This is a genomic window from Tsuneonella sediminis, assembly GCF_051912845.1.
In the GTDB taxonomy this organism is placed as follows: Bacteria; Pseudomonadota; Alphaproteobacteria; order Sphingomonadales; family Sphingomonadaceae; genus Tsuneonella; species Tsuneonella sediminis.
Map to the genome: position 1 here is coordinate 175,819 of NZ_JBNCBU010000001.1, position 12,184 is coordinate 188,002.

General features: G+C 66.0%; 10 protein-coding genes. 8 read left to right on the forward strand and 2 right to left on the reverse strand.

All coding sequences use genetic code 11. The annotated features are described in order from the left end of the window. Window positions 1-58: 58 nt before the first annotated feature. Together ACPV3N_RS00900 and ACPV3N_RS00905 are read left to right on the forward strand one after the other, a co-directional pair. Window positions 59-790 carry a methyltransferase family protein gene (locus tag ACPV3N_RS00900; RefSeq protein WP_440113344.1) on the forward strand — a complete coding sequence of 244 codons (732 nt, stop codon included), beginning with the start codon at window positions 59-61 and terminating at the stop codon, window positions 788-790. Between the two features lie 4 nt (window positions 791-794). Next, window positions 795-1,502, forward strand: a complete 708-nt coding sequence (locus ACPV3N_RS00905; protein WP_440113347.1) for a nucleoside/nucleotide kinase family protein — start codon at window positions 795-797, stop codon at window positions 1,500-1,502. On the opposite strand, the gene mobA is transcribed toward ACPV3N_RS00905, so the two are convergent. Further along, on the reverse strand, window positions 1,442-2,269 hold the full coding sequence (mobA, locus tag ACPV3N_RS00910; RefSeq protein ID WP_440113350.1) for a molybdenum cofactor guanylyltransferase: 828 nt from the start codon (window positions 2,267-2,269) through the stop codon (window positions 1,442-1,444). The genes ACPV3N_RS00905 and mobA overlap by 61 nt on opposite strands. Before the next feature lie 398 nt (window positions 2,270-2,667). On the opposite strand from mobA, the gene ACPV3N_RS00915 reads away from it, so the two are divergent. Next, on the forward strand, window positions 2,668-2,988 hold the full coding sequence (locus ACPV3N_RS00915) for a methyltransferase domain-containing protein (RefSeq protein WP_440113353.1): 321 nt from the start codon (window positions 2,668-2,670) through the stop codon (window positions 2,986-2,988). A gap of 96 nt (window positions 2,989-3,084) precedes the next feature. Here the strand turns inward: ACPV3N_RS00915 and ACPV3N_RS00920 are convergent, their stop codons facing one another. After that, window positions 3,085-5,784: an Rne/Rng family ribonuclease gene (locus ACPV3N_RS00920; protein ID WP_440113356.1), complete on the reverse strand. Its 2,700-nt coding sequence runs from the start codon at window positions 5,782-5,784 to the stop codon at window positions 3,085-3,087. 452 nt (window positions 5,785-6,236) lie between these two features. On the opposite strand from ACPV3N_RS00920, the gene ACPV3N_RS00925 reads away from it, so the two are divergent. The 5 genes from ACPV3N_RS00925 to ACPV3N_RS00945 all read left to right on the forward strand — a co-directional run bounded on the left by ACPV3N_RS00925 (window position 6,237) and on the right by ACPV3N_RS00945 (window position 12,184). Then, window positions 6,237-7,109: an N-acetylmuramoyl-L-alanine amidase family protein gene (locus ACPV3N_RS00925; protein ID WP_440113359.1), complete on the forward strand. Its 873-nt coding sequence runs from the start codon at window positions 6,237-6,239 to the stop codon at window positions 7,107-7,109. Window positions 7,110-7,159: 50 nt separating this feature from the next. Further along, complete coding sequence (locus tag ACPV3N_RS00930; RefSeq protein WP_440113362.1) at window positions 7,160-9,676, forward strand: penicillin-binding protein 1A; 2,517 nt, start codon at window positions 7,160-7,162, stop codon at window positions 9,674-9,676. Between the two features lie 25 nt (window positions 9,677-9,701). Beyond that, on the forward strand, window positions 9,702-10,247 hold the full coding sequence (locus tag ACPV3N_RS00935; RefSeq protein ID WP_440113365.1) for a peroxiredoxin: 546 nt from the start codon (window positions 9,702-9,704) through the stop codon (window positions 10,245-10,247). Window positions 10,248-10,316: 69 nt separating this feature from the next. Beyond that, window positions 10,317-11,444, forward strand: coding sequence for a peptide chain release factor 2 (gene prfB, locus ACPV3N_RS00940; RefSeq protein WP_440113368.1), 1,128 nt, complete (start codon window positions 10,317-10,319; stop codon window positions 11,442-11,444). Next, window positions 11,444-12,184, forward strand: a complete 741-nt coding sequence (locus tag ACPV3N_RS00945) for a class I SAM-dependent methyltransferase (RefSeq protein ID WP_440113371.1) — start codon at window positions 11,444-11,446, stop codon at window positions 12,182-12,184. The genes prfB and ACPV3N_RS00945 overlap by 1 nt, the downstream gene beginning before the upstream one ends.

Consider the following 12,184-nt stretch of genomic DNA (forward strand, 5'->3'; position numbering starts at 1 on the left):
CGCCGGTTCACGCCCGCCTTCCGCCATCCCGGCGGCTCCACGCGAGATACGATTTCCCATGTACCAGCACGAACTCGCCCGCAGCGGCAAGCGCCTGTTCTTCATTCGCGGCACCTACATCTACATCATCATCGCGATCGCAACGCTGATCGCTTTTCTGACTCGCGACATGGGACCTTTCTCGACCGAGGCAGGCGACCGCACGTGGTTCTGGATATCGCTCGCGGTGGCGAGCGCGGGCGCGCTCATCCGCGTATTCACCAGCGGCTGGGCGGCGCTCGGCACCTCTGGCCGCGCAAAAGTCGCCGCCGAGGCGAGCGAGCTCAACACCACCGGCCCCTACAGCCTGGTGCGCAATCCGCTCTATGTCGGCCGGATCGTGAACTTCACCGGTCTCGCGATGCTGTCGGGAAGCTGGGTGTTCGGCGCGCTGGTATTTCTCGTCGCGGTGCTGATCTACGAGCGCATCTCGACCTACGAGGAGGAATTTCTCCGCGAGAAGTTCGGCGCGCCGCACGCGGAGTGGGCGAGAGACGTTCCGTCGCTTCTCCCGCGCCTGCATGGCTGGGTGAGCCCCAAGTATCCGTTCTGGTGGAAGCGCATGATCTGGCGCGAGCAGAACAAGCTGTTCCTGCTGGCGACCGCGGTGTTCCTTACCTGGTGGGCCCGTACGGGCTTCGACGTCGCCGCACTGACCGGACCGTGGGTGGCCGCCTACGGCGCGCTGGTGGTGGTCCGCTTCGTCATCGGCGGACTCAAGATGGCCGGATTCTTCAAGGAACTGAGCTGACAGCGTGACGGGCTCGCTCCCGCCCGAAGAGCCGCTCGCGCCGCTTATCGCGGTCGTCGGCAGCGACGGCTCGGGCAAGTCCACGCTTGCCGCGGACATACTGAAGCATATCGCGAAGCACCGCCCGGCAGAGATGGGCTATCTCGGCCTCGGCTCGGGGGAGCAGGGCAGGGCAATCGGACGCTGGCCGCTGATCGGCGCGCCGCTCCAGCGCTATCTCGAGCGAATCGCCGACCGACTGAGGGACCCCGAAGACACCATTCCCGGCGTGCTTGCCGCGCGCTACGCGCTGCGGCGGTCGCGCAAGCGGCGCGCGCGGTTCGACGCGCTGCTTGAACGGCGGCGCGAGGGCGTGACCATCGTCACCGACCGTTATCCGCAGCTCGAGGTGCCCGGACTTCACGACGGTCCAATCATGGCCGCAAGCGCGCCCGATGCAGCGATATCAGATCTGCAGCAACGGGAACGCGCGCTCTACGCCGGCATGGCCATCTGGGTGCCGACCCTGGTGGTCCGTCTCAATGTCGATGTCGATACCGTCATGGCGCGAAAGCCGGATCATGTCCGCGCGCTGATCGCACGCAAGGTCGCAACCGTCTCGCGGCTCAGGTTCAACGGGGCAAGGATCGTCGATCTCGACGCGACGATGCCTTACGAAGAAGAACTGGCGCTTGCGCTGGCAGCGGTCGACGAGGCGCTTGCTTCGGCCTGACGGGCGGCGAGAATTGCCTCGATGACCGGAATGTCGGAAGGCTTGTCGGCATCGATGCAGGCTTCCGCGGCCTCGATCGCGACCGCCTTGGCCGTCAGACCGAAGCGTCCCGCGATCCGCCGAGCGAAACCCTCGATCGAGATCAGCCGCAGCGCCGCGCCAATGAGCAATCCCGGCCCGAATGCGCCTATGAGCTTGCGGCCCTTCTTGCGATCCTGCTCGAGCGCGCGCCAGAAATCGACCAGCGGGATGACCTGCGGCCCGCCCAGCCGGAACAGGTTCGCTCCCGACCACGCACCGCCGCGAAACCTCAGCCAGGTGCGCCGGGTCGAATGGCCGGCACGGGCAACCGAGCTGCGCTCGACGAGGCCAACCGCGACGTCGAAACCTTCGCTCGCGGAAAGGAACTGCTCGACGATATCCGGGGTCAGAAGCACGTTGTCGGCGGTCGTGACGAACAGGGCGCCTTCGCTCTCTTTCACCGCATGAACGACCGCATCGGCGATCGAACCTGCCGAATCGCGCCAGCGAACTTCGCCCGCCCGTGCGGCGACAGCAGGGTCCCTTGCCAACGACGCAGTGTCCTGGGCAACGACAGTGACGGCACCCACTGACGGCGACGCACCAAGAGCTGCGAGAACATGCGCGAGCATGGGTTGGCCCGCCACCGGCAAAAGGGCCTTGCTCGGCAGGCTCGTGCCCACAAGCAGCGGATCGCGTCCGGGACGCGAACCGGCGAGTACAAGGGCGGGAACAGGCTGAGTCACCGCGCGGGCATTTGCCCGATTGCCTGCTCGTGCGCCAGCGCTACGATCATAAGAGGGTCGAGCGCGAACGGCAGAGGTGTGTTTGGGACTGCGCAGATGGTACGACGTCCACGTGATGCCACGAGTGGTGATGCTGGCCTGCGGTCAGAAGCCGGTCGAGCGTCTGCGTGCAGGAGTGGTCCCGCTCGCTGCGGGCAGCGTGCTTGAGGTGGGATGCGGCGGCGGCCTCAACCAGCGTTTCTACGACACGTCCCGCATGACCGCGTTCGCGGGTTTCGATCCCAGCGAACCGCTCCTTGAAAGGGCTCGTGCCTCGGCCCGCGACAAGGGCATGGCGGCGGACCTTCGGCCCAGCACGGCAAGAGGACACTCCCTTTGCCGCCTCGGACTTCGACACCGTGGTATGCACCTTTACGCTCTGCTCGGTTGCCGATCACGGCCAGGCGATTGCGGAGATGCGGCGAGTACTCAAGGCGGACGGAAAATTGCTTTACCTCGAGCATGGCTGCGCGCCTGAACCCGTGGTGGCGCTGTGGCAGGAGCGCATCGAACCTGGATGGAGACCGCTTGCGGGCAACTGCCACCTGACCCGCCTAGTAGGTGCTGCGCTGCGCGGAGGCGGATTGGCGGTCGAACCGCTCGGTCAAGGCTACTTGCCCAAGGCGCCAAAGGTCCTGGGATGGACGGAGTGGGGAGTGGCGCGCCTGCCGGGGATCTGACGGCGGGAATTCGAGCCACAACGATACGAAAACCACCGCCGGCCCTCCGGATATTCCGGAGTGGCCGGCGGCAACCCGGTGAATTCAGGCCAGCAGCTATTCGCCGAAGGTACGCTGCCACCAACCGCCGCGTTTTGCCGGCTTGGGGTCGTCGTTGCCGCCGTCGGCGTCGTTCGCGGCGTGCGGTTCGTCAGCCGGTGCGGTCACGGGGTCCGCGCTGGCCGGTTCCTCGACTTTAGCCTTCTTCGCGCGGGCGCGCTTGGGCTTGGTCTGCGTTTCCTCGGGAGGCGCATCCTCGGAAGCAGGGGCCGCGGGCGCGGGCGCTTCTGCCGCTGTATCGGCCTTCTTCTTCCGGGTGCGCCTGGGCTTGGCCGGCTGTTCTTCAGCCGCCGTTTCGACCTCTGCGACGCCGCCTTCGGCGGGAACCTCGGTCTCGGCCTTTTTCTTGCGGGTGCGCTTGGGCTTTGCAGGCGGCTCGTCCGCGGCTGCCTCTGCGGTCTGCGGTGCGCCCTCGGGGGCAGCCACGACCGAGATGCTTTCGTCAACGGATTCGCCGACCGCCTTATCGAGTTCGGCGGCGTCGTCCGCCGTCACCGCAGAATCGCCTTCGCCCTTGCCGCGGCCCCGCCTGCGGCGTCCGCCCCGCCGGCGGCGCTTCTTGGGCCGGCCTTCGTCGCTATCGTCGGCTGATTCGGCGTCGCGATTTTCGCCGGTGTCTTCGGCATCGTCACCTGGCTCGGCTTCGCCCGACGCTTCACCGTCGCCGCGCTCGCGACGATTGCGGCCGCCCCTGCGGCGACGACGCTTGCGCTCGCCACGATCGTCCTCGTCGTCGCGCCGGTCGCGTCCGCCGCGATCGGTCTCTTCCTCGTCCTCGCTGTCGTCGTACTCGTCCTCGACCTGCTCCTCTTCGACGTCTTCGACGATCGGCGCGAACTTGGGGGCGCTGGTCGGGCGGGGTCCGCTGCTGGCGACGCGCATCTTGGCGCCCTCGTCCTCACCCTCGGGCAGAACTTCCACCGTGACTCCGTACCGATCCTCGATTTCGGCCAGATCCGCCCGCTTCGAGTTGAGCAGGTACACAGCCGCCTCGGTTGAGGCGTAGAGCGTGATCGTGGTGCCCTTGGCCTTGGCCGCTTCGTCCTCGATCAGACGGAGCGCTGACAGGCCTGCCGACGAGGCGGTGCGGACGAGCCCGGTACCGTCGCAATGCGGGCATTCGCGGGTGGTCGCCTCAAGGACCCCGGTCCGCAACCGCTGGCGGCTCATTTCCATCAGGCCGAAGCCCGAAATGCGGCCGACCTGGATGCGCGCGCGATCGTTCTTGAGCGCCTCCTTCATGCACTTCTCGACCTTACGGATGTTGGAGCTGTACTCCATGTCGATGAAGTCGATGACGACGAGTCCCGCCATGTCGCGCAGGCGCAACTGGCGGGCGATCTCGCGCGCCGCTTCGAGGTTGGTGGCGAGCGCGGTCTGCTCGATCCCGTGTTCCTTGGTCGAGCGCCCCGAGTTGATGTCGATCGACACCAGTGCCTCGGTCGGATTGATCACGAGGTAGCCGCCGCTCTTGAGCTGGACCATCGGATCGTACATCGCGCGCAACTGGTCCTCGGCGCCGTAGCGCTGGAACAGCGGCACCGGGTCGCTGTACGCCTTCACCCGCCGCGCATGGCTGGGCATCAGGAGCTTCATGAACTCCTTGGCCGACTTGTAGCCAGCCTCGCCCTCGACGACGACTTCCTCGATTTCCTTGTTGTAGATATCGCGGATAGCGCGCTTGATAAGGTCGCTGTCCGAGTGGATCAGCGCCGGTGCGACGGATTTGAGGGTGTTCTCGCGGATCTCGTCCCACAGCCGGGCGAGATAGTCGAAGTCCCGCTTGATCTCGGGCTTGGTGCGCGAGAGCCCGGCGGTCCGGACGATCAGTCCCATCGACTTGGGCAGCGAAAGGTCGCTGACGATGGTCTTCAGCCGCTTCCGATCAGCGGCAGAGCTGATCTTGCGACTGATGCCGCCGCCGTGGCTCGAATTGGGCATGAGCACGCAATAGCGGCCCGCGAGGCTGAGATAGGTCGTCAGCGCCGCGCCCTTGTTGCCCCGCTCCTCCTTGACCACCTGGACCAGCAGGACCTGACGCCGCTGGATGACGTCCTGGATCTTGTAACGACGGCGCAGCGCCATCCGCTTGGCGCGAACCTCGTCGACTTCCTTGGCGCGGCTGCGCGCAGGACCCTTGCCCTGGCGGCGGCCCCGGCCGCGACCGCGTCCCCTCGGTCGCTCGTCCTCGTCGGAATCGCCGTCTCCATCCTGGTCGTCGCCGTTCTCGACCTGTCCGTCCTCGATCGTCGCGACGTCGTCCTTTTCGGATGTGTCGATCTCCTCGACCCCATCCTCGGCGATTTCCTCGACGAAGGACTCGCCGGTCTCGTCCTCGGCGTCGTATTCGTCGCCGGGCGAGTGGCCTTCTTCTTCCTCCTCGGCACGAAGCTTGGCTTCTTCCTCGGCGGCCTCGGCCTCTTCGGCCAGAAGCCGCTCGCGGTCTTCCTTGGGGATCTGATAATAGTCGGGATGAATTTCGCTGAAGGCGAGGAAACCGTGCCGGTTCCCCCCGAAGTCTACGAACGCCGCCTGAAGCGACGGCTCGACCCGGGTCACCTTCGCCAGATAGATATTGCCCTTGATCTGCTTGTGTTCGGCAGATTCGAAATCGAATTCCTCGATCCGGTTACCCTGCAGTACCGCGACCCGGGTCTCTTCCGGGTGGCGCGCGTCGATGAGCATGCGCGTGGCCATTAGTAATTCTCCGTGCGCGCGCCGCTGCGGACCGGTCAGGACCGGTAGGGTGAAGGCGCGCGCGAACTGTTGGTGATATGCCGTCGGCCGGATGCCGTCCGTCGGCCAATGCGGACCGGCCTGCACGCTGGATTGCGGCAGGCCGGGGTGATGTGTCTGCAAGGATGCGCGTGCGCGGTTCGTGCGCGGCCCGGCCCGCCGCGATCCGTGCGCCGCCTTGCAGCGGCAACGGGATCTGCGGGGAGGGAAGGCTCATCGCTTGCATCAACCTGGTAGTCGGCCGGACAAAAAACCCGGCAAAAAGAACGCCGGACCGGACCTGCCGGCGGCTGCGCAGGGGCGCGGCCGGGCGGCGCGTGTCCGGTGGACCGGTTGCGGCACCTGCTAGCACCGTGGGTTTTGCCTAGCAACCATATTGCGCTCGCGCGACATGTCCCTAACCATCCCGGCTGATGTCGCTGCGCACGCAACTCTGGCTGGTATTTCTCGCGCCATTGGCGCTTTTCGGAGCGCTCCTGGCGCTCGGCCTGACGCTGCCTGTACCGGTGCTTGGCCGAAATTATGTCCTGCGCTTCGAAATTCCCGCGCAAGGCGAAGCGCCGGATCTTCCGAAGATCCATGGCCCGCAGGACAAGTCCCGCCCCCTTGTCGTCATTGACGCCGGCCACGGCGGGCACGATCCCGGCGCAAGCGCCGGGGGTTTGCGCGAAAAGGAAATCGTGCTCGGTCTTGCCACCGCGCTGCGGGACGAGCTTGTGCGCGACGGCGGCATCCGTGTCGCGCTGACCCGCGAGGACGACCGCTTTCTAGTTCTGGGGGAGCGGTTCGCGATTGCGCGTTCGCTCGGCGCGGACCTGTTCCTGTCGATCCATGCCGATTCATCCGGCACTGTCGATGGCGTGACCGGCGCGAGCATCTATACCCTGTCGGACGAGGCCTCGAGCCAGGCCGCAGCGCGCTTTGCCGCCCGAGAGAACAGCGCCGACACGGTGAACGGCGTCCCACTGGACGATAAGAACGACAACGTCAGCGCGATCCTCGTCGAGCTGTCGCAACGGCGCAGCCAGGCCGACAGCGCGGAGTTCGCCCGCATCATCGCGCGGGAGGGCGAAGGCGTGCTTCGCTTCCATCCGCAACCGCGGCGTTCGGCTGCGCTTGCCGTGCTTCGCGCGCCCGATGTCCCGAGCGTATTGTACGAGGCGGGCTTCATCTCCGATCCGGAAGAGGCGGCGAGAATGGCTTCCCCCGGGGGGCGGGCAGAGTTCGCAAGAGTGCTCGCACGGGCAATCCGCATCTACTTCGCGCGGACCTCGGGCGAGGCCTGACCTAGCCACTGGCGCGCCGCGGAAACGCCGTGCTAAGGCGCCCGGCGATCATGGCCGAAACGACCACCCTCGAGCATTTCCGTTATCGCATTCGCAGGGATGCGCACGGCGTCGCTGCATGGTTTCGCGAAAACTGGCGCGAAAAACGCTGGTTCCGCTGGGTGTCGAGCCTTGTCGCAGCCGGCCTCGTCGTTTTCATGGCAGGCTGGGCCGTCCTGTCGAGCGGTCTGCCCGACGCGGAGACGCTCGTCGATTACCAGCCCCCTTTGCCCACGATCGTACGCGGCCGTGACGGAGAAATCGTGCACTCCTACGCGCGCGAACGACGCGTGCAGCTCCAGTATGCCGATTTTCCCAAAGAACTGATCGAATCCTTCCTCGCTGCCGAGGACAAGACGTTCTTTACCCACGGCGGGGTCGACATCACCGGCACCATCGGTGCAGCGATCGATTACGCGACCAAGTTCGGGTCTGGCGAGCGCGCGGTCGGCGGCTCGACGATCACGCAGCAGGTCGCCAAGAACATCCTGCTTGGCGACGAGTATTCGATCACCCGCAAGCTCAAGGAAATGATCCTCGCGCAGCGGATCGAGGGCGTGCTGACCAAGCCGCAGATTCTCGAGCTCTATCTGAACGAGATTCCTCTCGGCCGGCGCAGCTTCGGTGTGCAGGCGGCGAGCCGCGCATACTTCGACAAGGACGTCGGCGACCTCGACCTCCACGAAATGGCGTTCCTCGCGATCCTGCCCAAGGCGCCGGAACGCTACGGCCGCAAGAAGAACGAGGCGCTCGCGATCGAGCGGCGCAATTTCGTCCTCGACCAGATGGTCAGGAACGATTTCATTACGGCCGCGCAGGGCGCTGCAGCGAAGCGGCGACCGCTGGGGCTCAAGCCGGCAAGATCGGCCGTGCCGTCGGTCGACGCAGGCTACTTCCTCGAGGAAGTGCGGCGCGAGCTGATCGAGAAGTTCGGTGAAACGGCCGAGGACGGCAAGAACAGCGTATACGCGGGCGGCCTGTGGGTTCGCACCTCGCTGGATCCCGAACTCCAGGCCGCGGCGCGCGACGCCCTGCGCGGCGGTATCCTGCGCTACAGCGCCGGAAAGGGTTGGTCGGGCCCACTGGCGACGATCGACGTGTCGGATGACACCTGGCAATCGCAGCTTGCCGCTTCGCCCCTCGGCATCAACTACAAGGACTGGCGCGTCGGCGTCGTGACGCGCCGCGAGGGCGCAAACGCGACCATCGGCTTTTCGAGCGGAGAAACGGCCCCATTGTCGGGTCTGCCCGATGGACTGAAGGCAGGCCACGTGATCGCTGCCGCTCCGAATGGCAGGGGGTACGTCGTGCGCACTGTGCCCGAGGTATCCGGTGGCTTTCTCGTCGAGGAGCCGGCAACCGGCCGCGTAGTCGCCATGCAGGGCGGGTTCGACAGCCGCCTGTCGGATTTCAATCGCGCGACCCAGGCGCTCAGGCAGCCGGGATCGACGATCAAGCCGTTCGTCTATGCGACCGGTCTCGATCAGGGCATGACCCCGGCAAGCGAAGTGCCGGACCAGGCCTATTGCTTCTACCAGGGAGCAGCGCTCGGCGAGAAATGTTTCCGCAACTTCGGAGGCGGAGGCGGAGGCGTGCACACTATGCGCTGGGGGCTCGAGCAGAGCCGCAACCTCATGACCGTTCACATCGCGATGGAAGCGGGCATGCCGAACGTCACCCGCACTTTCGAGAAACTGGGAATCGGCAAGTACGAGAATTACCCGGCATTCGCGCTTGGTGCGGGGGACACGACCGTGCAGCGGATGGTCAATGCCTATGCCACGCTGGCGAACTTCGGGCGGATGCACGAGCCCACGCTCATCGATTACGTCCAGGACCGCAGTGGCAAGGTGATCTGGCGCGCGGACAGGCGCGAATGCTCCGGGTGCAACATGGCGGAATGGGACGGCAAGGGAATGCCGCGACTGGCGCCGACCGGCCGGCAGGTAATGGACGCGCGGACGGCCTACCAGGTGATCCACATGCTCGAAGGTGTTGTCCAGCGCGGCACCGCTGTGCGGCTGCGCGCGCTCGAACTGCCGTTGTTCGGCAAGACCGGCACCACCAGCGGCCCCACCAACGCGTGGTTCGTGGGCGGTAGCCAGGACCTTATTGCGGGAATGTACATCGGCTTCGACAAGCCGCGCAATCTCGGCGGCTGGGTACAGGGCGGTAACACCGCGGCGCCGATGATGATGGATTTCGTGAAGGCGACACGCGACCGCTGGTCCGACGATCCGTTGGTCGCCCCCGCGGGCGTGCGGATGGTGCGGATCGACCGCCAGAGCGGCAAGCGCGTGTTCGACGCCTGGCCGACGAACGATCCGAAGGCTGCGGTGATCTGGGAGGCATTCAAGCCAGACACTGAGCCTCCGCGGGCGACCCGGCAGGACGAGATCGCCGCCAAGCGCAACGAGATCCTCGAGATGATTCGTCGCGGTCGGCAGGCTGCGGCGTCGAACACGGGCGCTCGGAGGAGCGAGGAGCGCCCCGGCGATTTCGTCGAGGAGCAAGGTGGTATATACTGACCGCCGACCCGAGAGGACCCGAACGATGAAGACACTAACCTCCCTTGCCGCCGCGCTGGCGCTGATCGCAGGTCCCGCTGCGGCCAGCCTGCCGGCCGGGGCGAAAGCGCCCGCGTTCACGACCCAGGCGGCAAAGGCCGGCAAGCCCTTCCGTTTCGACCTGTCCCGTACGCTCAGGAAGGGGCCGGTCGTGCTCTATTTCTATCCCAAGGCGTTCACTCATGGCTGCACGCTCGAGGCGCACGCCTTTGCCGAGGCTTCGGGCGAATTCGCCAAGTACGGGGCGACGATAGTCGGGATGTCGAACGACGACATCGATACGCTGCGGCTGTTCTCGACCGAAGCGTGCCGCAACAAGTTTGCGGTGGGGTCGGCGACCCCGAAGATCGTCGCGGCCTACGACGTCGACCTCGTCAGGGATGGCAAGAGCACCGGCGTCACCGACCGCACCAGCTATGTCATCGACAAGTCGGGCAAGATCGTGTTCGTCCACTCCGACCTCGACTACAAGGACCATGTCCGCCTGACCCTCAACGCGGTCAAGAAATTGCGGGCGAACGCCAAGCGCTGACGGGCCTCCCTTTCGCTTGCCCATCCCGTCGGCTAAGCGGCGGCCGATTCCTTCTGGAGATGTAAACTCATGCGTGCCGAAGGGCAGGCCCATATCGACCGTATCCAGGCAGCGCTGTCGCTCGTGCGGCAGTCGCTCGACTGGGATCGCGCGCTTCGCCGCCTCGACGAACTCAACGCCCGCGTCGAGGACCCCAGGCTGTGGGACGATCCCAAGGAGGCAGAGGCTGTGATGCGCGAACGTCGCCGCCTCGAGAGCGCGATCGGCACCGTCAACGAAATCTCCGCGGAAATGGCCGACGCGATCGAGTTCGTGGAAATGGGCGAGGCGGAGGGGGATGCCGAGATCGAGGGCGAGGGGCTTGCCACGCTCGCCCGGCTTGCCGAGCGGGCCGACGCGGACAAGGTTCAGGCGCTGCTGTCGGGCGAGGCGGATTCGAACGACACCTACCTCGAAATCCACGCCGGCGCAGGCGGCACCGAAAGCCAGGACTGGGCCGAAATGCTGCAGCGGATGTATACCCGCTGGGCCGAGCGCAAGGGTTTCAAGGTCGACCTCGTCGACTACCATTCGGGCGACCAGGCCGGAATCAAGAGCGCGACGCTCCTGATCAAGGGCGAAAACGCCTATGGCTATGCCAAGACGGAAAGCGGCGTGCATCGCCTCGTAAGGATCAGTCCCTACGATTCGAGCGCGCGCCGGCACACGAGCTTCAGCTCGGTCTGGGTATATCCGGTGATCGACGACAACATCGACATCGAAGTGAACCCGGCCGACCTCAAGATCGACACCTATCGTGCCTCGGGCGCGGGCGGCCAGCACGTGAACACGACCGACTCGGCGGTGCGCATCACGCACGTGCCCAGCGGGATCATCGTCGCCAGCCAGATCGACCGCAGCCAGCACAAGAACCGCGAGATCGCGATGAACATGCTGAAGGCGCGGCTGTTCGAGGAGGAAATGCGCAAGCGCGAAGAAGCCGCTTCTGCCGAGCACGCGTCAAAGACCGACATCGGCTGGGGCCACCAGATCCGCAGCTACGTTCTCCAGCCGTATCAGATGGTCAAGGACCTGCGCACCGGGCACACTTCGCCGACGCCGGACGACGTCCTCGACGGGGCGCTCGATCCTTTCATTTCGGCGGCGCTGGCCCAGCGTGTGACCGGCGAGGCGGTCGAGGTCGAGGACGCCGACTGATGTCGGGGCGCGCGATGCTAGTGCTTGCCGTCCTCGCGCTCGGGGCGTGCCGTTGGGCGGATGCCGACACCGCCCGTCCCGACACGGCGCGCGACTTTCCTCGCCCGCACCGGGAAGTTGCCGCCGCGGCGGGCACGCAGTTTTCCAGCGAGAACCAGCGCGACAGCGTGGGCGAGGCGAAAAAGGTGATGGACCTTGCCGAGATCGCGCCGGGGATGACTGTCGCCGACATTGGCGCGGGCGAGGGCTATTACACCGTGCGCCTGGCCGAACGCGTGGGCCGCAAGGGGCGGGTTCTCGCGGAAGACATCGACCGGGCGGCGCTGGACCGCCTGGGCCAGCGGGTCGAGCGCGAGCGGCTCGAGAACGTGTCGATCCGCCTGGGCACTCCGGACGACCCGAAACTGCCCGAAAATAGCTTCGATCGCGTGTTCATGGTGCATATGTATCACGAGGTCCAGGAACCCTATGCGTTTCTCTGGCGGCTTTGGCCGTCGCTGCGGGAAGGCGGGCTCGTCGTGGTCGTCGATGTCGACCGGCCTGCCGGTCAGCACGGGATCGATCCGTTGTTGCTGAGTTGCGAATTCGAGCGGGTGGGGTTCAAGCTTGACCAGTTCAAGGACGCTCCCGAACTTGCCGGGTACTATGCACAGTTCAAGCGAGCCGCTACGAGGCCCGAACCGGCGGCGATCAAGCCCTGCCGGCATGATGCAGGGCGCAACGGCGCCGCTGCCAATTAA

What these genes read in the sequence shown, in the direction of transcription:
- ACPV3N_RS00900 (WP_440113344.1), top strand. Translation starts at nt 59, where the DNA reads ATGTACCAGCACGAACTCGCCCGCAGCGGCAAGCGCCTGTTCTTCATT.
- ACPV3N_RS00920 (WP_440113356.1), bottom strand. Translation starts at nt 5,784, where the DNA reads ATGGCCACGCGCATGCTCATCGACGCGCGCCACCCGGAAGAGACCCGG.
- ACPV3N_RS00925 (WP_440113359.1), top strand. Translation starts at nt 6,237, where the DNA reads ATGTCGCTGCGCACGCAACTCTGGCTGGTATTTCTCGCGCCATTGGCG.
- ACPV3N_RS00930 (WP_440113362.1), top strand. Translation starts at nt 7,160, where the DNA reads ATGGCCGAAACGACCACCCTCGAGCATTTCCGTTATCGCATTCGCAGG.
- ACPV3N_RS00935 (WP_440113365.1), top strand. Translation starts at nt 9,702, where the DNA reads ATGAAGACACTAACCTCCCTTGCCGCCGCGCTGGCGCTGATCGCAGGT.
- prfB (WP_440113368.1), top strand. Translation starts at nt 10,317, where the DNA reads ATGCGTGCCGAAGGGCAGGCCCATATCGACCGTATCCAGGCAGCGCTG.
- ACPV3N_RS00945 (WP_440113371.1), top strand. Translation starts at nt 11,444, where the DNA reads ATGTCGGGGCGCGCGATGCTAGTGCTTGCCGTCCTCGCGCTCGGGGCG.